Below are 17,138 nucleotides of genomic sequence, written 5' to 3' on the forward strand. Positions count from 1 at the left end.
GGTGGATCAGGCCTTTCGGGGGGCTTGACGGGGTTCGGGGGTGAGCCGGGCCAGGGAGCGGTCCGGCAGGGTGATCGCCAGCAGCAGTGCCGAGCCGGCGAGCATGAACAGGGCCAGGCCGTGCAGGCCGCCCGTGTCGGCGCGGTGCGGGTAGAACGCCGCGGTGGCGGCGGAGGCACCCAGCGCGCCGAGGTACATGAAGGTGCGCAGCAGTCCGGCCGCCGAACCGATCCGCTCCGGGTCGGCCTGCCGGTACAGGGCGGTCTGCGCGGCGAGTCCGAGCAGGCCCTGCGGGACGCCGAGCAGCGCGCCGACCGCGAGCAGCAGCCAGACCGGGCTGCCGGCGCCGACGAGCAGCAGGGCCGCGCAGCCCGCGATCTGCAGCAGGGAGCCGATGAGCAGCTTGGCGCGGACGGCCTCCCGGCGCCCGGTGACTGTGGCGGTGACGAGTGCGGCGGCCGAGAGCGGGAGCAGCGCGAGCCCGGCCGCGGAGGCGCTGAGCCCGCGGCCCTGCTCCAGCCACTGCGTGTAGCCGTACAGGAAGGCGTACGAGGTGGTGTACGCGAGCAGCTGGCGCACGTAGGTGACGATGAGCGGGACGTTGCCGCCGAGGACCCGCAGGTCGACGAACGGGTCGGGCACCCGCAGCTCCCGGGCCGCGAAGACGGCGGCCGCTGCCACGGTCAGCGCCGGCAGGTACCAGCGGCCGGGGCCGGGGCTCATCAGGAACAGCATCAGCGAGACCAGCAGGACGGCGAACAGTGCCATCCCGGGCAGGTCCATGCGCTGCCGCTGCCGCTGCCGCTGCCCGGCCGCCGGGGCCCTCGGCAGCCACTTCACGCCGAGCACCAGGCAGGCCGCGGAGAGCGGCACGTTGACGGTGAACACCAGATGCCAGCCACCGGCGCCGATCAGGATCCCGCCCAGCGTCGGACCGATCACGGCCACGGTCTGGGCGGACACGGCGAGCGCGGTCAGCACTCCGGCAGGGCTGTCCTGCCCGGTGCGCTCGGCCTCGCTCCGGGTCAGCCGCATGGCCGCCGGGTACGCCGCCGAGGTACCGAAGCCGAGCAGCACCCGCGCCGCGACCAGCACGCCCAGCGTGGGGGCGAGGGCGCCCATCAGCCCGGCGACGCCCACCAGGCCGGTGCCGGCCAGGTAGAGCCGCCGCGGCCCGTACATGTCCACGAGCCGGCCGATCACCGGCTGACCCACGGCGGTCGCGAGGTAGAGCGCGGTGACCAGCCAGGCCGTCTCGGCGGGCGGGGCCCCGAAGGCGATGCCGATCGGCACCAGGGCCACCGCGATCATCGAGGAGTTGATCGGGTTCAGAACCGACCCGAGGACCATCGGCGCGATCAGCCGCCGGTCGAATCCTGCGGGGGCCGGGCGGGTGTCCTTGCGGGTTCCTGCGGTGAGCCTCGGTATCACGGGCGGGACAGCCGTTCGAGCAGCTCGATCGCGGTGAGCAGGGTCCGGCGCTCGTCCTCGGTGTACCGGTCCTGGAAGGCGCGGGCCAGCCATTCGTCACGCGCCTGCCGGTTGCCCTCGACACGGGCCTGGCCGGCCTCGGTCAGGGTGACCAGCTGGCGGCGGCCGTCGGTCGGGTCGGGGCTGCGGCGGATCAGCCCCTGCTGGTCGAGCGCGGCCAGGGTGGCCGCCATCGACTGCGGCCGCACTCCTTCGGCGGAGGCCAGCGCGCTGGCCGTGGCCGCGCCGTGCTTCGACACCAGGGTGAGGGCCGATTCCTGCGAGGGGGTGAGGTCGGCGTCCTGGGCGACCTCGCGGATACGGCGGCGCATCCTGCTGAACATCACGCGCAGGTCGCGTGCCGCGCGGGTCGCGGAGCCGGAGATCTCTGCCATGCGCCCACCGTAGAACCGTCAGCCGGAACTGTCCAGCCAAAACTGCCCAGCTGGAACTGTTAAGTTTGAGCTGAAGATCTCTGCGAGGTCCCTTGGCCTACCCTGGCCGGGTGCGCCTGCTCATCACCTCCGACACCCACCTCCCGCTGCGCGCCAAGCGGCTCCCGGACCGGCTCCTCGCCGAACTCCCGCGCGCCGACGTCGTCCTGCACGCCGGTGACTGGGTCGACGAGGCCACCCTCGACCTGCTGGAGAGCCGCAGCCGCCGGCTCGTCGGGGTGTACGGCAACAACGACGGCCCGGGCCTGCGCGCCCGGCTCCCCGAGGTGGCCCGCGCCGACCTGGGCGGCCTGCGCTTCGGGGTGGTCCACGAGACCGGCCCCGCCCAGGGCCGCGAGGCCCGCTGTGCCGCCCGCTTCCCGGACCTGGACGTCCTGGTCTTCGGGCACAGCCACATCCCCTGGGACACCACGGCCCCCGGCGGCCTGCGCCTGCTCAACCCCGGCTCCCCGACCGACCGCCGCCGCCAGCCGCACCGCACCTACCTCACCGCGACCGTCGGCGACGGCGCCCTCACCGAGGTGACCCTGCACCGGCTGCCGCCGCGCTGAGCGGGGCCGCCAGGGCGCGGTCCGTCAGGGGGGCGGTTCGTCAGGGGGCGATCCCGACCCCGGCGATCCTGCTCCACCGCTTCTCCTGCGCGGACGTCATGGCGGGCCAGCTCAGCCCGCCCGGCCGCGGCCGGGCGCGGGAGGCGTAGGAGGCGGGACGGAGGTCCGGGTCGTAGAAGCAGCCCGTGGCGTAGATCCGGTCGAACGCGGCGCACGAGCCCGCGATCGTCCCCGGCGTCGGCTTGCGGCCCGTGCGCACCCAACGGTCCAGCGCGGCGATCGAGTCGGCGTACTCCGCGTCGCTCAGCGAACTGTGCTCGGACTCGTGGGTGAACGTCTGCACGAGGTTCGGCGGACGGAACACGTCACCGGTGCCGGGCGCGGTGCCCGGCGGGCCGCCGCCGGCGCCGGCACAGGCGGGCGGCCGCCGCCGCGAGCACGGCGAGCACGGCGGCCACCGCGGCGGCCCGCTTGGCCACCGGTACCCCGGCGGTGCGCAGCAGGTCGAGCGGCTCCGCCGGTTCGGCCTTTTCGACGTCCTCGCCCAGCGGTTCCGGTTCGCCGCCGGGGCCGGGCGGCCGTTCGGCCAGCCGGGTCGCGAGGCAGTCCGCGAACTGTCCCACCAGCCGGTCGCCGACCTCCGACAGCACCCCGCGGCCGAACTGCGCGGGGCGGCCGGTCACCGTGAGGTCGGTGCGCACCGACACCGCGGTACCGCCGTCGCGTTCGGTGAGCGTGCCGGTGACCGTGGCCCTGGCCGTGCCCTGCCCGCGGGTCTCCCGGCCGCTCGCCGTCAGCACCATCCGGTGGGTCGTCCCGTCCTGCTCCTCGAAGACCGCGGTGCCCCGGTAGGTCACGGTGACCGGGCCCACCTTGACCTTCACCGAGCCGGTCACCGTCCGGCCGTCGTAGTCCTCCACGACCGCGCCCGGCAGGCAGGGCGCGACCCGTTCGATGTCCAGGAGCGCGCGCCAGGCGTCGTCGACCGGGACGGGGACGCTGAACTCGTGGTGCAGTTCCATGACTCGCTCCTTCTGCTCCTCCTGGCGGCCGCCGCTCAGTGCACGGCGGACGCGTGGATGGCGCCGGTGGTCGTGGCCAGCGGCGCGCCGCTGCCGCCCCAGCGCAGGGCGACGATCTCGGCGGCGACGGACACCGCGACCTCCTCCGGGGTACGCGCGCCGAGGTCGAGGCCGAGCGGTGAGCGCAGCCGGGACAGTTCGGCCTCGGTGAGACCGGACTCGGCCAGCCGGGCGCACCGTTCGTCGTGGGTCCGGCGGCTGCCCATCGCCCCGATGTAGGCGGCCGGCCGGCGCAGCGCCTCCTCGAGGAGCGGCACGTCGAACTTCGGGTCGTGGGTGAGGACGCAGATCACCGTGCGGTCGTCGGTGGCGGTGCCGCTCAGGTAGCGGTGCGGCCAGTCGACGACGACCTCGACGGCGGCCGGGAAACGCTTCGGGGTGGCGAAGACCGGGCGGGCGTCGCAGACGGTGACCCGGTAGCCGAGGAAGTCGCCGATCCGGGCCACCGCGGCCGCGTAGTCGATCGCACCGAAGACCAGCATCCGGGGCGGCGGCGCGAACGACTGGAGGAACACGGTGACCGCGTCCTCGCGGCGTTCGCCGTGCGGGCCGTAGTGCCGCAGGACGGAGGCGCCGAGGGCGAGTTCGCCGCGTGCGTCGGCGGTGACGGCGACGTCGAGGCCGGTCGTGCCGAGGGCACCGGCCGTCCGGTCCGGCCAGACGGCGAGCGTGGCGCCCTGCGGTGCGGGCCCGTCCACCACCGTCGCCACGGTCACCGGCTCGCCCGCGGCCACCGACGCGGCCACCGCGCCGAACGCCGGGTCGGAGCCGGCGGTCACCGGCCGGACCAGCAGGGTGATCTCGCCGCCGCAGGTCAGCCCGACCGCGAACGCGTCCTCGTCGCTGTAGCCGAAGGTCCGCAGCGACGGCTCGCCGCTCGCGACGACCTCCTGGGCCAGTTCGAAGACGGCGCCTTCGACACAGCCGCCCGACACACTGCCCACCACCTCGTCGTCAGGACCCACGGCCATGGCCGCACCGGGCCCGCGCGGCGCGCTGCGGCTGACCGCGACCACCGTGGCGAGACCGAACGGGATCCCGGCCGCATGCCAGCCGGCCAGCGTCGGCAGAATCTCACGCACCATCCGCTCCCTTCGCCGGTCCACTCCCCGGTCCACTCCTCGGCGCGCCACCGGCCCGCGCCCCGCGCACCACGGCGGCGAGCCGCTCCAGCGCCGCCAGGCTGTGCCCGGCCACGAAGGCGTCCACGCTGGGCAGCGCCGCCGCCATCCCGGCCGCCAGCGGCGCGTAACCGGGCCGTGCCTTGCGCGGGTTCGCCCAGACCACCTGGTGGGCCAGGGCGTGCAGCCGGCGCATCTGCTGCCCGAGCAGCTCCGGGTCGCCGCGTTCCCAGCCGTCCGAGAGCAGGACGACGATCGCGCCCCGTGCCATGCCACGCTGCCCCCACCGGTTGAGGAACTCGCGCAGCAGCTCGCCGAGCCGGGTGCCCCCGCGCCAGTCGGGGACCGCGGCTGCGACCTCCGCCATCGCCAGGTCGGGGTCCCGGTGGGACAGTTCGCGGGTGACGCGGGTCAGCCGGGTGCCGACGGTGAACACCTCGGTGCGGCCCGCGCGCACCGCCGCGTGCGCGAACCGCAGCAGCGCGTCGGCGTACGGCCCCATCGAACCGCTCACGTCGACGAGCAGCACCACCCGGCGCGGCCGCGCCACCCGTGCGTGCCGCCGCAGCAGGGCCGGTTCCCCGCCGCGCCGCAGCAACTCCCGCACCGTACGGCGCGGATCGACCTCCCCGCGCCGGGCCGGCCGGCGCCGCGCCGAGCGCCGGGTCTGCCCCTCCAGGGTGAACGCGGCCAGCAGACGCCGTAGTTGGTCCCGTTCCGCGGGATCCAGCTCGGTGACGTCGCGGTGCCGGAGCACTTCCGCGGAGCTGGCGAGGACGGCGGTGGGCGGGCCCGACGGCTCGCTGTCACCGCGGGTCAGGGGTGCCGTGGCCGTCTCGCGGGCGACCAGCCGCAGCCGGGGCGGGGGAGCGGCGCGCACCGGCTGCCGGGCGGGGGCGGCGGACGGGCCGAAGTACGCGGCGAACACTCTGTCGTACCGCTCCAGGTCGTCATGGCCGCCGCAGAGCGTCGCCCGTCCCGCCCAGTACACGTCCGGGCGCATTCCCGGCCGCAGGGCGGCCACGGCGCGCAGGAACGCGTACCCGCGCTCCGCGCTCGCGTCCACCCCCGCCGCCCGCAACGTCCGTACGAAGCCGAGCAGTACGGCATCCGCCGGCACCACCCCGGCCGTCCTCGACAGCGCCGCGCCCATGCCCGGTCACCCGCCCCTGGCCGCGAGGACCGCCGAGAGATCGAGCCCGCGCGCCCGCTCCGTGTCCTCCCGGTACTTCAGCACCGAACCCAGTGTCGCCACGGCCAGTTCGGCGTCCACCTCGCTCGCCCCCAGAGCGTCCAGCGCCTCCGCCCAGTCCAGTGTCTCCGCCACTCCCGGCGGTTTGACCAGGTCCGCGCCGCGCAGCGCCTGCACCAGGGCCGTGACCTGCTCGGCCAGCCGGGCCGACACCTGGGGCAACCGGCTGCGCACGATGGCCAGTTCGCGGGCGAAGGAGGGATGGTCGAACCAGTGGTAGAGGCACCGCCGCTTCAGCGCGTCGTGCACCTCGCGGGTCCGGTTCGAGGTCAGGACCACCACCGGCGGCACCTCGGCCCGAAGCGTGCCCAGTTCGGGGATCGTGACCGAGTACTCGGACAGCAGCTCGAGGAGGAACGCCTCGAACTCGTCGTCGGCACGGTCGATCTCGTCGACCAGCAGCACCGAGGGATGCTGCTGGAGGGCGAGCAGCAGGGGCCGGGCGATCAGGAAGCGCCGGTCGTAGAGCTCGCTCTCCAGCCGGTCCGCGTCCTGGACGCCCGCCGCCTCGGCGGCCCGCAAATGCAGCAGCTGGCGCGGGAAGTCCCAGTCGTACAGGGCCTGGGAGGCGTCGATGCCCTCGTGGCACTGCAGCCGGATCAGCGGTGCGCCCAGCGCCTCCGCGAGGGCGGCGGCGAGCGCGGTCTTCCCCACGCCGGCGTCACCCTCGCAGAACAGCGGCCGGTGCAGTCTGAGGGCCAGGAAGCAGGTGACGGCCAGCCCCTCGTCGGCGAGGTACCCCGTCTCCGCCAGGCGGCCCCCCACCTGCTCCGGGTCGTCCATCGGGGGAATCGGCGCTCACCCCATTCCGGCGGCGGTCAGCACGGCCCGCCTGGTCAGCACCCGTGCGAGGTGCTGCCGGTACTCGGGCGAGGCCGACAGGTCCTGGGCGGGCCGGGTCCCCTCGGCGGCGGCCTCGGCGGCCTGGGCCACGGCCTGCGGGCCGTCGGCACCGGACAGCGCCCGCTCGGCCGCGCCGGCCCGCAGCGGGGTGGAGCCCATGTTGGTGAGCCCGATGCGCGCCTCGGCGATGTGCCCGTCGTCGCGCCGCACCAGCGCGGCGACCGCGACGATGGCCCAGGACTGGGCGACCGCGTGGAACTTCTCGTAGTGGAAGCCCCACCCGTCCGTCTTCGGGATCCGTACCTCCAGCAGGAGTTCGTCGGGCGCGAGCGCCGACTGGAGGTAGTCGACGAAGAACTCCCGGGCCGCGACGGTGCGTCGGCCGCCCGGCCCGGCGACGACCAGTTCGGCGTCCAGGGCGAGCGCCACGGCGGGCAGGTCCCCGGCCGGGTCGGCGTGCGCGAGGGAGCCGCCGAGGGTGCCGCGGTGCCGTACGGCGGGATCGGCGACGGTGGCCGTGGCCGCCGCCAGCAGCCCGGCGTGCCGCCGCACCAACGGGTCGTGGACGACGTCGTGGTGGGTGGTCAGCGCGCCGATGGCCAGCGTGTCGCCGTCCTCGCGGACCCCGCGCAGCTCCGGGATCCGGCCGACGTCCACCACCAGCTCCGGGAAGGCGAGCCGCAGGCGCAGCAGCGGCAGCAGGCTCTGCCCGCCGGCCAGCACCTTCGCCTCCTCGCCGGCGTCGGCGAGGGCGCCCACCGCCTCGTCGACGGTGGCCGGGCGGGTGTAGTCGAACGTGGGGGGAATCATGCGGAACCCTCCTCACCGTACTGGCCCAGGTCGCCCGAGCGGGCGGCCTGCCCGGACTGGCCCGACTGCGCCGGACCGGTCCCGCCTGCCTCCTCACCGGCACCGCCCCGGCCGGCGCGGGCGGCCCGCACGGCCTGCCACACCCGGTGCGGCGAGCACGGCATCCGTACGTCGGTGACGCCCAGCGGACGCAGCGCGTCCACCACGGCGTTGACCACCGCGGGCGTCGACGCGATCGCCCCTGCCTCGCCGACTCCCTTGACCCCCATGGCGTTCGAGGCCGCCGGGGTCTCCGTCCGGTCGGTGACGAAGTCCGGCAGGTCCGCCGCCGACGGCACCAGATAGTCGGCCATGGTCCCGGAGACGAGGTTGCCCTCGTCGTCGTAGACGGCCTCCTCGTACAGCGCCTGCGCGATGCCCTGCGCCAGACCGCCGTGCACCTGGCCCTCGACGATCATCGGGTTGACGACATGGCCGACGTCGTCCACGCAGACGTACGACCTGATCGTCGTCTTCCCGGTCTCCGTGTCGACCTCGACCGCGCACAGGTGGGTGCCGTGCGGGTAGGAGAAGTTCTCCGGGTCGACCACCGTCTCGGCGTTGATGGACGGTTCGACGCCGTCGGGCAGGTCGTGGCTGGTGAACGCCTCGAAGGCGATCTCCTGGATGGTCCTGCGCGCCTCCGGCGAACCCTTCACGGCGAACACGCCGTCCGTGAACTCCAGGTCCTGCTCGCTGGCCTCCAGCAGGTGCGCGGCCACCTTCCGCGCCTTCTCGACCACCTTCGTCGCCGCCCGGTGCACGGCCTCGCCGCCGACGGCGAGCGACCGTGAGCCGTAGGTGTCCATGCCCTGCGGGGAGGACTGGGTGTCGCCGTGCACCACCTCGACGTCCTCGAACGGCACGCCCAGCACGTCGGCCGCGATCTGGCTCCAGCAGGTCTCGTGCCCCTGCCCGTGCGGACTGGTGCCGGTCACCACCTCGACCTTGCCGGTGGGCAGCATGCGGATGCTCGCCGCCTCCCAGCCGCCGGCCGCGTACCGGAGATCGCGCAGCACCCGGCTCGGTGCCAGCCCGCACATCTCGGTGTACGTCGACACACCGATGCCGAGGCGTACCGGGTCGCCGCGTTCGTTGCGTTTGCGCTGCTCGGCACGGAGGTCGTCGTACCCGAACAGCGCGAGGGCCTTCTCGGTGGCGGCCTCGTAGTTGCCGCTGTCGTAGGTCAGCCCGGCGATCGAGGTGTACGGGAACTCCTCGTGCCGGATCCAGTTCCGGCGCCGCAACTCCACGGGATCCAGGCCGAGTTCGGCGGCCAGCTCGTCCATGATCCGCTCGATGGCGAAGGTCGCCTCCGGGCGTCCGGCGCCCCGGTAGGCGTCGGTGGGCGTGCGGGTGGTGAAGACGCCGGTGCAGGTGAACTCGTAGGCGTCCATCTTGTAGATCGCCGGGTACATGAAGGCGCCGAGGATCGGGATGCCCGGGGTGACCAGCATCAGGTAGGCGCCCATGTCGGCGGTCAGGTCCACCTTCAGGCCGAGCAGCCGGCCCTCGCGGGTGGCGGCGACCTCGATGTCCTGGATCATGCCGCGGCCGTGGTGGGTGGCGAGGTAGCCCTCGGAGCGGGACTCCGTCCACTTCACGGGCCGGCCCAGCCTGCGGGCGACGGCCAGCGCGACGGCCTCCTCGCCGTACACCTGGAGCTTGGAGCCGAAGCCGCCGCCGACGTCCGGGGCGATCACCCGGAGCTTGTGCTCGGGGACGCCGGTGACGGTGGCCAGCATGATCCGCAGGATGTGCGGGATCTGGGTCGCCGAGTACACCGTGTACTCGCCGGAGGCGGCGATCGGGGTGACCACGACCGCGCGCGGCTCCATCGCGTTCGGGATCAGCCGTTGCTGGTGGTAGCGGCGCTTGAGGGTGACCTCGGCGCGCTGCCGCACGGAGTCGAAGCTCTCGCCGGTGGCGAGCGGCCAGGTGTAGCAGCGGTTGGTGCCCTTGTCGGCGTGGACCAGCGGGGCGTCGTCGGCGAGGGCGGCCTCCAGGTCGAGGACCGGGGGCAGCGGGTCGTAGTCGACCTCGACGGCCTCCAGGGCGTCCGCCGCGGCGTACCGGTCGCGGGCCACCACGACGGCCACCGGGTCGCCGGCGTGCCGGACCTCGTCGACGGCGATCGGCGGGTGGTCGGGCAGCACGATGTCCTCGGTCACCGGCCAGGCGCAGGGCAGTGAACCCAGGCCCTCGGCGAGGTCGGCGCCGGTGAACGCGGCGACGACACCGGGGCGTTCGAGGGCGGGGGAGACGTCCACGCGGGTGATGCGGGCGTGCGCCATCGGGCTGCGCAGGACGGCCAGGTGGAGCAGTCCGGCGACCTGGATGTTGTCGGTCCAGTTGGTCTGGCCGGTGATCAGCCGGGCGTCCTCCTTGCGCAGCCGGGCACGGCCGATCTCGTGTGCTGCGGCTTTCACGGCCTGGTCGGTCATGCCGTGGCCTCCTCCGGTACCTGTTCCCCGGAGGCGGCGAGCACCGCGCGGACGATGTTCTGGTAGCCGGTGCACCGGCACAGGTTGCCCTCCAGGGCCTGCCTGACCTCGTCGGAGGTGGGATGCGGGTTCTCGTTCAGCAGATCGCGGGCCGCCATGATCATTCCGGGCGTGCAGTAGCCGCACTGCAGGCCGTGCCGCTCGTGGAACGCCCGCTGCAGCGCCGTCCACTCCCCGTCCGCGGCCAGCCCCTGGACGGTGGTCACCGTGCAGCCGTCCGCCTGGACGGCCAGCACCGAGCAGCTCTTGGCGGTCGCCCCGTCCAGGTCGACCGTGCACGCGCCGCAGTTCGAGGTGTCGCAGCCGATCGGGGTGCCGGTCAGGCCGAGACGGTCGCGCAGGTAGTGGACCAGCAGCAGACGGGGTTCCACCTCGTCCTCGTAGCGCGTGCCGTCCACCGTCACCTTGATGTGGGTCATGTGGCCTCCAGACCGTGCGCGGGACCGAGGGATTTCAGCCAGGCGGCGTGATGTAGGTCACTCTAGAGCCGTGTCAAGGGGGCGGCGAGTGCTGCGACGGGGCTTTTGTTGAGCGTTAATCCATTGCCGCCACCGGGGCCGCCCTGCTGCACTGCTCCTCACCCGACGTCACAGAGAGAGGGCCACCGATGCGCGCTGCGTGCATGTCCACCGAGGAAGGAATCCCACCCATGGCGAAGGACATCACGCTCAGTGCATCTGCTCAATCTCGGCATTCTCGCCCACGTCGACGCAGGTAAGACCAGTCTGACCGAACGGCTGCTGCACACCGCAGGCGTCACCGACGAGCTCGGCAGCGTCGACGACGGCAGCACCCGTACCGACACCCTCGCCCTGGAGCGCCGGCGCGGGATCACCATCAAGTCGGCGGTCGTGTCGTTCCCGCTCGACGGTGTCACCGTCAACCTCATCGACACCCCGGGCCACCCGGACTTCATCGCCGAGGTGGAGCGGGTCCTCGGTGTCCTCGACGGCGCGGTCCTGGTCGTCTCGGCCGTGGAGGGCGTGCAGGCGCAGACCCGCGTCCTGATGCGGACCCTGCGGCGGCTGCGCATCCCCACCCTGGTCTTCGTCAACAAGATCGACCGGCGGGGTGCCCGTGACGACGCCGTGCTCGCCCAGCTGGCCCGCAGGCTCGCCGTCCCGCTCGTCCCGATGGGCCGCGCCACCGCGCTCGGCACCCGCGCCGCCCGCTTCCTGCCCGGCCTCGGCCCGGCCGTACTGGACACGCTCGCCGACCACGACGACGCGCTGCTCGCCGCCTACCTCGACGGCGGGGTCCCCGAGCCGCGGCTGCGCGCCGCCCTCGCCGAGCAGACCCGGCGGGCCGTGGTCCATCCGGTGTACTTCGGCTCCGCCGCCACCGGCGCCGGGGTGCCCGACCTGATCGCCGGCATCGAGCGGCTGCTCCCGGCCGCCGACGGCGACCCGGCCGGCCCGTTCTCCGGCACCGTCTTCAAGGTGGAGCGGGGCCCGGCGGGGGAGAAGGTCGCCTACGCGCGCCTCTTCTCCGGAACCCTCGGGGTCCGCGACCGGGTCCCGTTCGGAAACCGCGCCGCGACCGGCGGCCGGCCGGAGGGCCGGGTCACCGGGCTCAGCGTCTTCGAGGACGGCACCGACCTCCGGCGGGACAGCGCCGGTGCCGGGCGGATCGTCAAGCTGTGGGGGCTCGCCGGCATCCGCGTCGGCGACACGCTCGGGCAGCCGGGACGGGCGTACGGACACCACTTCGCGCCCCCGACCCTGGAGACCGTCGTGGTCCCAGGACCGGACACCGACCGCCGCGCCCTGCATGTCGCCCTCACCCAGCTCGGCGAGCAGGACCCGCTGATCGACGTCCGGCACGACGAGGTACGGCAGGAGACCTCCGTCTCCCTCTACGGCGAGGTGCAGAAGGAGGTGATCCAGGCGACCCTCGCCGACGAGTACGGCCTCGACGTCACGTTCCGGGAGACCACCACCATCTGCGTGGAACGGCTCACCGGCACCGGATCCGCCGTCGAGTTCAACAAGAAGGACGGCAACCCCTTCCTGGCCACGGTCGGCCTGCGGGTGGAGCCGGCCCCGCCGGGCGCGGGCGTCGGCTTCCGCCTGGAGGTGGAGCTCGGCGCGATGCCGTACGCCTTCTTCAAGGCGGTCGAGGACACCGTGCGCGAGTCCCTCGGCCAGGGGCTGCACGGCTGGCGGATCCCGGACTGCACGGTGACCATGACCCACTGCGGCTACTCGCCCCGGCAGAGCCACGCCCACCAGGGCTTCGACAAGAGCATGTCGAGCACCGGGTACGACTTCCGCGGTCTTGCCCCGCTGGTGCTCACCGAGGCGCTGCGACGGGCCGGCACCCTGGTGCACGAGCCGATGCACCGCTTCCGCCTGGAGACTCCGGTGGACACGCTGGGCGCGCTGCTGCCGGTGCTCGCCGGGCTCGGCGCGGTGCCGCAGCGGACCGGGACCGAGGGCACGCTCGCGGTCCTGGAGGGCGCGGTGCCCGCGGCCCGGGTGCACGCCCTCGAGCAGCGGCTGCCGGGGCTGACCCGCGGCGAGGGCGAGCTGGAGACCGCCTTCGACCACTACGCGCCGGTGGTGCGGGGGCCGGTCCCGGAGCGGCCGCGGACCGACCACAACCCGCTGAGCCGCAAGGAGTACCTGCTGAACGTGACCGGTCGAGTGGCCGGGTGAGCGAACCGGCACTCAACTTACTCGTGAGTCAGAAGTATTGACTGTGTCCGGAAATCACCCGACTGTAATGGACATGACGAATATCCGGGCACGACTGATCGTTGTCCTGGTTGTCCTCTGCGGATTCCTCGCGGTGGCGGGCGCCCCGTCCGCCACCGCGGCCACCCCGTCCGACTCCCTCTGGTTCGACGGCACCGCGCTCACCGTGCAGAACGGCCGTTTCGTCGACGGCCAGGGCCGCGAGGTCGTGCTGCGCGGCTACAACGTCTCCGGCGAGACCAAGCTGGAGGAGAACAGCGGCCTGCCCTTCGCCTCGGTCGCCGACGCGAAGAAGTCCGCCACCGCGCTGCGCGCCCTCGGCGGCGGCAACGCCGTGCGCCTCCTGCTCTCCTGGGCGCACGCCGAACCCGTCCAGGGGCAGGTCGACACCGCCTACCTGGCCGCCGCGACCGCGCAGATGCAGGCGTTCCTCGACGCCGGCATCCGCGTCTTCCCCGACTTCCACCAGGACCTGTACTCCCGCTACCTGTTCAACTCGGGCAGCTGGTACACCGGCGACGGTGCGCCGAAGTGGGCGGTGGAGCTGGGGGACTACCCGACCGAGTACTGCGGCATCTGCTTCACCTGGGGCCAGAACATCACCCAGAACGCGGCCGTCCAGGACGGCCAGTACGACTTCTGGCACAACAACCACGGCCTCCAGGACGCCTTCCTGGCAACCGCCCAGACCACCATGACCTACCTGGCCCAGCACCTGACGTCCGACGAGTTCGCGGGCGTGGCCGGCTTCGACCCGTACAACGAGCCGTACGCCGGCTCCTACGACTCCGGTGAGACCTCCCGCACCTGGGAGCAGAACCGGCTGTGGCCCTTCTACCAGAAGTTCCGCGCCCGGATGGACGCGGCCGGCTGGAGCGGCAAGCCCGCCCTCGTCGAGCCGAACCTCTTCTGGAACGGCAACGTCTCCAAGGAGGAGGGCGGCCTGCTGGACGCGGGCACGCTCGGCTCGCGGTACGTCTTCAACACCCACTTCTACGACCAGAAGGCCATCTCCGGCATCCTGATGTGGGGCAACGCCTCCGACGGCCAGTACTCCACCGACTTCGGCACCGTCCGCGACCGCGCCTCGGCGGCCGGAACGGCGGCGATCGTCAGCGAGTTCGGGCATCCACTGTCCGGCACCACCTCCGGCAAGGCGCCGACCGTCGACAAGGCGATGTACCAGGCCCTCGACTCCCGTCTCTCCGGGGCGAACTGGTGGTCCACCCCGGCCTCTTCCGGACCGGTCCTGTCCGGCACCCAGTGGCAGTGGGACATCTACAGCGGCCGCCACCACGAACTGATGAACGACAACCCGGACAAGGTCCTCACCTCGGGCGACGCCTGGAACGACGAGGACATGTCGGCCGTGAACATGACCGGCTCGGGCACCGTGACGCTCCGTCAGGACGCCCGGCTGCTCGACCGGATCTACCCGTCCGCCACCTCGGGCGCCACCCTCGCCTTCACCTACGAGGACCGCTCCCGGGACGGCTCCACGACCCTGACCTGGAACCCGGTGCCCAGCTCGCTGCCGAACGTGGCCGCGCTGGTCGGCTCCGGCCAGTACGCGGTCCAGGTCTGGCGTTCCGGCAGCGCCACGGCACCGACCGAGCTCCACCTCCCGGCCTCCTTCGCGACCGCGTCCACCACCGTCGTCTCCGACCTGGGCACGGCCTACGCGCCCCCGTCGTACACGTCCTCGACCCCGGTCGGCGTGGCGGCGGAACCGGGTGGGACGGGCAGCCGCCGACTGCTGCTCACCGACTCGGACTCCGGCGTGCTGCACTTCGCGCTGGTGACCAACGGGGCGACCTCGCCCAGCTCCACCGTGCTCAACGCGGCCAAGGCGGAGCTGGCCGCCTGGGTGGCGGCGAAGTTCTGAGCGGTGCTTCGGTCTCCGGGGTGCCGCGCATCCCGGAGACCGAAGGTTCTGGTGGGCCGTCAACCAGTCGCTGCACCAGCCCAGTCGGCCTGTACATGGCCGAGCCGGACGCGCTGCGGGTGGTCGCCGACCGGGACCGAGACCACCTTCTGGCCGGTGCCGAAGTCGATGGCCGTCACCTGGTCGGCGCCGCTCTCCGAGATGATGCAGTCCTTGCCGTCTCCGCTGACCGTGGCCCAGTACGGGGTGGACGCCGTGACGAGCGGCCCTTCCTGGAGGGTGGCGCGGTCGACGATCGTGGCGTAGTTGTCCATCGTCCCGGCGACGCACAGCTTGGTGCCGTCCGGCTTCATCGAGATGCCGTGGTGACGCGAGTCCAGCAGCCAGGTGGTGCGGTCGGTGCTGGTCGCCGGGTTCGCCGGCAGGGTCTTCACCCGGGTGATCTTGTCGGTGGCGATGTCGTACTCCAGGAAGCCGTTGAAGAACGACACCTGGAAGTACATCTTCGACCAGTCGGGCGTGAAGGCCGCGGGCCGGACCGCGTCCGAGAAGTCCGTGAGACCGATCGCGTTCAGCCGGTCCCGCATGTCGATGGTCTTGACCTGCTTGTAGGTGGTGGCGTCGGCGACGGTGATGTGCCGGTCGCCCTTGGTCCAGTCCCAGATCGGGTCGTCGAGCGAGGTGGTGACCTCGCCGATCGACATGTTCCAGATGTACTTGCCGTCGGGGCTGAAGACGTTCTCGTGCGGCTTGTCGCCGGTGGCGAACTCGCCCAGCTCCTTACCGGTGTTGATGTCCAGCACCTGCACCTTGTTCGCGGTGGACGCCGACACCGCGACCTTCGTGCCGTCGGGGGAGACGGCCATGTGGTCGGCGCGGTAACCGGCGACCGGGAAACGCCAGTTGATGGTATCGGTGGCGAGGTCGATGGAGACGACGTCGGCGAAGCTCGGGCGGGAGACGACCACGGACTTCCCGTCCGGCGTGGAGTACATGTCGTCCACGTACTGGTCGTGGCCCTGGCCGACCTCGTTGCGGATCGACGTGTAGTAGATCCACTTGATCGGGTCGGCGTTGATCTCGGCGATCCGTGCGTCCTTGTCGGGGACGACGTTGATCTGGCCGACCTTGGCGAAGTCGCCGGTCGAGTTCAGGACGGTCGCGGTGCCGTCCCAGTTGTTGCCGACGAACAGCACCTCACGCAGCGACGCGTCGGCCGCGGCGGTGGCGGCGGTCGCGGGCGCGGCGACGGTCAGGACGAGGGCGGCGGCTACGGAGCAAAGGTGCCTGGGTCTGAAAGCAGGCATGACTGCTCTCTCCTCTGAGGGGGGTGGGGACGCGCGCGTGCCGTCGCAGGGTCACGGAATCTGAACACGGGCGCGTTCAAAAGGAACTTACTGAAAAGTAAGGAGGGGGAGGATGACTCCACAAGAGGCGTACGCGAGAAAATTGGCCATCGCGTGGTCGACGGAGGGGGCAATCTTGGCGGGCAGGCTCAAGGCACCGACGGGTCGCTACGGCGGGCGGTCCGCCGAAGAACGCAAGGCCGACCGGCGTCGGCGCTTCCTGGAGGCGGCACTCCAACTCTTCGGCGAGGCACCGGGGTTCCGCGCCACGACCGTCGCCGCGCTCAGCCAGGCGGCCGGCCTGTCGACCCGTCAGTTCTACGAGGAGTTCCAGACCCTGGAGGACGTGCTCGCCGCGTTGCACCTGGAGGTCAACGGGTGGGCGGAGCGGGCGGTGGCCGACGCGTTCGCCGAGGCGGAAGCGTTGCCGCTGGTCGAGCGGGTGACGGTGCTGTTCCGGGCGTACGCCCGTGACGTCACGTCGGATCCGCGGCGCATCCGCATCGCCTTCGTGGAGATCATCGGGGTCAGTCCGCGACTGGAGGAGCAGCGGCTGGCGCGGCGGGCACGGTGGGTGGAGCTGATATGTACCGAGGCGGACGCGGCGGTCGCCCGCGGGGACGCGGCGCCGCGGGACTACCGGCTGGCCGCGACGGCGTTCATCGGCAGCGTGAACGGGTTGCTGCACGACTGGAGTGCGGGATGGTTGGAGGCGACGCTGGACGACGTCGTGGAGGAGCTGGTGCGGTTGCTGGTGGGGATCTTGCGGCCGGAAGGGTGGAGGCCGGGGGGTTCGCGGTAGTTGTGTGTCCGCGGGTGCGTGGTGGCTGGTCGCGCCCACGCCGCGGAGCCGCGTGGTGATACAGCCCCGCGCCCCTGAAGGGGCTCCAGTGCCGCCGCCACAGCTCGGTCCCGGGGTCGATTCGGCAGGGGGTGGAAACCGACTCCGGGACCCTCGACCAGCCCCGCGAAGCGCCCCTGGGTGACCAGGTTGACCTCGTGTCCGGCACGGCTCAGGCCGTACCCGAGCCCGGTGTAGGGGGCCACATCGCCCCGCGAGCCCGCCGTCATGATCGCTACGCGC

At 72.8% G+C, this 17,138-nt stretch carries 14 protein-coding genes and 2 pseudogenes; 4 read left to right on the top strand and 12 right to left on the bottom strand.

Going from position 1 to position 17,138, the window contains the following annotated elements:
• Window positions 1-6: 6 nt before the first annotated feature.
• Window positions 7-1,431: an MFS transporter gene (locus ACFY0K_RS02825; protein WP_390638275.1), complete on the bottom strand. Its 1,425-nt coding sequence runs from the start codon at window positions 1,429-1,431 to the stop codon at window positions 7-9.
• On the bottom strand, window positions 1,428-1,865 hold the full coding sequence (locus tag ACFY0K_RS02830) for a MarR family winged helix-turn-helix transcriptional regulator (protein WP_390638276.1): 438 nt from the start codon (window positions 1,863-1,865) through the stop codon (window positions 1,428-1,430). Before ACFY0K_RS02830 ends, ACFY0K_RS02825 begins: the two co-directional genes overlap by 4 nt.
• A gap of 110 nt (window positions 1,866-1,975) precedes the next feature.
• Between ACFY0K_RS02830 and ACFY0K_RS02835 the strand changes: the two genes are divergently transcribed.
• Window positions 1,976-2,476 carry a metallophosphoesterase family protein gene (locus tag ACFY0K_RS02835; RefSeq protein WP_390638277.1) on the top strand — a complete coding sequence of 167 codons (501 nt, stop codon included), beginning with the start codon at window positions 1,976-1,978 and terminating at the stop codon, window positions 2,474-2,476.
• A gap of 40 nt (window positions 2,477-2,516) precedes the next feature.
• On the opposite strand, the pseudogene ACFY0K_RS02840 reads toward ACFY0K_RS02835, so the two are convergent.
• The 8 genes and pseudogenes from ACFY0K_RS02840 to ACFY0K_RS02875 all read right to left on the bottom strand — a co-directional run.
• A pseudogene (locus tag ACFY0K_RS02840) lies at window positions 2,517-2,834 on the bottom strand (hypothetical protein); the annotation flags it as partial.
• Between the two features lie 7 nt (window positions 2,835-2,841).
• A complete protein-coding gene (locus tag ACFY0K_RS02845; RefSeq protein ID WP_390638278.1) occupies window positions 2,842-3,498 on the bottom strand; it encodes an SRPBCC family protein in 657 nt (218 codons plus the stop codon).
• Between the two features lie 35 nt (window positions 3,499-3,533).
• Window positions 3,534-4,640 (bottom strand): XdhC family protein, encoded by a 1,107-nt coding sequence (locus ACFY0K_RS02850; RefSeq protein WP_390638843.1) that lies wholly within the window; start codon window positions 4,638-4,640, stop codon window positions 3,534-3,536.
• Window positions 4,633-5,832 (bottom strand): VWA domain-containing protein, encoded by a 1,200-nt coding sequence (locus ACFY0K_RS02855; protein WP_390638279.1) that lies wholly within the window; start codon window positions 5,830-5,832, stop codon window positions 4,633-4,635. Before ACFY0K_RS02855 ends, ACFY0K_RS02850 begins: the two co-directional genes overlap by 8 nt.
• 6 nt (window positions 5,833-5,838) lie before the next feature.
• A complete protein-coding gene (locus tag ACFY0K_RS02860) occupies window positions 5,839-6,714 on the bottom strand; it encodes an AAA family ATPase (protein ID WP_390036087.1) in 876 nt (291 codons plus the stop codon).
• Between the two features lie 15 nt (window positions 6,715-6,729).
• A complete protein-coding gene (locus ACFY0K_RS02865; protein WP_390638280.1) occupies window positions 6,730-7,584 on the bottom strand; it encodes an FAD binding domain-containing protein in 855 nt (284 codons plus the stop codon).
• Complete coding sequence (locus ACFY0K_RS02870; RefSeq protein WP_390638281.1) at window positions 7,581-10,067, bottom strand: xanthine dehydrogenase family protein molybdopterin-binding subunit; 2,487 nt, start codon at window positions 10,065-10,067, stop codon at window positions 7,581-7,583. The genes ACFY0K_RS02865 and ACFY0K_RS02870 overlap by 4 nt, the downstream gene beginning before the upstream one ends.
• Window positions 10,064-10,546 carry a (2Fe-2S)-binding protein gene (locus ACFY0K_RS02875; RefSeq protein ID WP_390638282.1) on the bottom strand — a complete coding sequence of 161 codons (483 nt, stop codon included), beginning with the start codon at window positions 10,544-10,546 and terminating at the stop codon, window positions 10,064-10,066. The genes ACFY0K_RS02870 and ACFY0K_RS02875 overlap by 4 nt, the downstream gene beginning before the upstream one ends.
• A 252-nt stretch (window positions 10,547-10,798) precedes the next feature.
• Here ACFY0K_RS02875 and ACFY0K_RS02880 point away from each other — a divergent pair, with 252 nt between their 5' ends.
• Both ACFY0K_RS02880 and ACFY0K_RS02885 read left to right on the top strand, forming a co-directional pair.
• A complete protein-coding gene (locus ACFY0K_RS02880) occupies window positions 10,799-12,784 on the top strand; it encodes a GTP-binding protein (protein ID WP_390638283.1) in 1,986 nt (661 codons plus the stop codon).
• A 67-nt stretch (window positions 12,785-12,851) separates the two neighbouring features.
• Window positions 12,852-14,708 carry a cellulase family glycosylhydrolase gene (locus ACFY0K_RS02885; RefSeq protein ID WP_390638284.1) on the top strand — a complete coding sequence of 619 codons (1,857 nt, stop codon included), beginning with the start codon at window positions 12,852-12,854 and terminating at the stop codon, window positions 14,706-14,708.
• A gap of 59 nt (window positions 14,709-14,767) precedes the next feature.
• Here ACFY0K_RS02885 and ACFY0K_RS02890 read toward each other — a convergent pair whose 3' ends face one another.
• Window positions 14,768-16,015, bottom strand: a complete 1,248-nt coding sequence (locus ACFY0K_RS02890; RefSeq protein WP_390638285.1) for a YncE family protein — start codon at window positions 16,013-16,015, stop codon at window positions 14,768-14,770.
• Window positions 16,016-16,190: 175 nt separating this feature from the next.
• Between ACFY0K_RS02890 and ACFY0K_RS02895 the strand changes: the two genes are divergently transcribed.
• A complete protein-coding gene (locus tag ACFY0K_RS02895; RefSeq protein WP_390638844.1) occupies window positions 16,191-16,856 on the top strand; it encodes a TetR/AcrR family transcriptional regulator in 666 nt (221 codons plus the stop codon).
• Window positions 16,857-16,921: 65 nt separating this feature from the next.
• Here ACFY0K_RS02895 and ACFY0K_RS02900 read toward each other — a convergent pair.
• Window positions 16,922-17,125 (bottom strand): annotated as a pseudogene (locus ACFY0K_RS02900) (glycosyltransferase); the annotation flags it as partial.
• Window positions 17,126-17,138 lie beyond the last annotated feature (13 nt).

It is taken from the genome of Streptomyces sp. NPDC001507 (assembly GCF_042894765.1).
GTDB lineage: Bacteria > Actinomycetota > Actinomycetes > Streptomycetales > Streptomycetaceae > Streptomyces.

Bases quoted from the DNA above. Each gene is read 5' to 3' on its own strand.
- ACFY0K_RS02875 (WP_390638282.1), bottom strand. From the start codon at position 10,546: ATGACCCACATCAAGGTGACGGTGGACGGCACGCGCTACGAGGACGAG.
- ACFY0K_RS02890 (WP_390638285.1), bottom strand. From the start codon at position 16,015: ATGCCTGCTTTCAGACCCAGGCACCTTTGCTCCGTAGCCGCCGCCCTC.
- ACFY0K_RS02865 (WP_390638280.1), bottom strand. From the start codon at position 7,584: ATGATTCCCCCCACGTTCGACTACACCCGCCCGGCCACCGTCGACGAG.
- ACFY0K_RS02860 (WP_390036087.1), bottom strand. From the start codon at position 6,714: ATGGACGACCCGGAGCAGGTGGGGGGCCGCCTGGCGGAGACGGGGTAC.
- ACFY0K_RS02830 (WP_390638276.1), bottom strand. From the start codon at position 1,865: ATGGCAGAGATCTCCGGCTCCGCGACCCGCGCGGCACGCGACCTGCGC.
- ACFY0K_RS02870 (WP_390638281.1), bottom strand. From the start codon at position 10,067: ATGACCGACCAGGCCGTGAAAGCCGCAGCACACGAGATCGGCCGTGCC.
- ACFY0K_RS02845 (WP_390638278.1), bottom strand. From the start codon at position 3,498: ATGGAACTGCACCACGAGTTCAGCGTCCCCGTCCCGGTCGACGACGCC.
- ACFY0K_RS02885 (WP_390638284.1), top strand. From the start codon at position 12,852: ATGGACATGACGAATATCCGGGCACGACTGATCGTTGTCCTGGTTGTC.
- ACFY0K_RS02855 (WP_390638279.1), bottom strand. From the start codon at position 5,832: ATGGGCGCGGCGCTGTCGAGGACGGCCGGGGTGGTGCCGGCGGATGCC.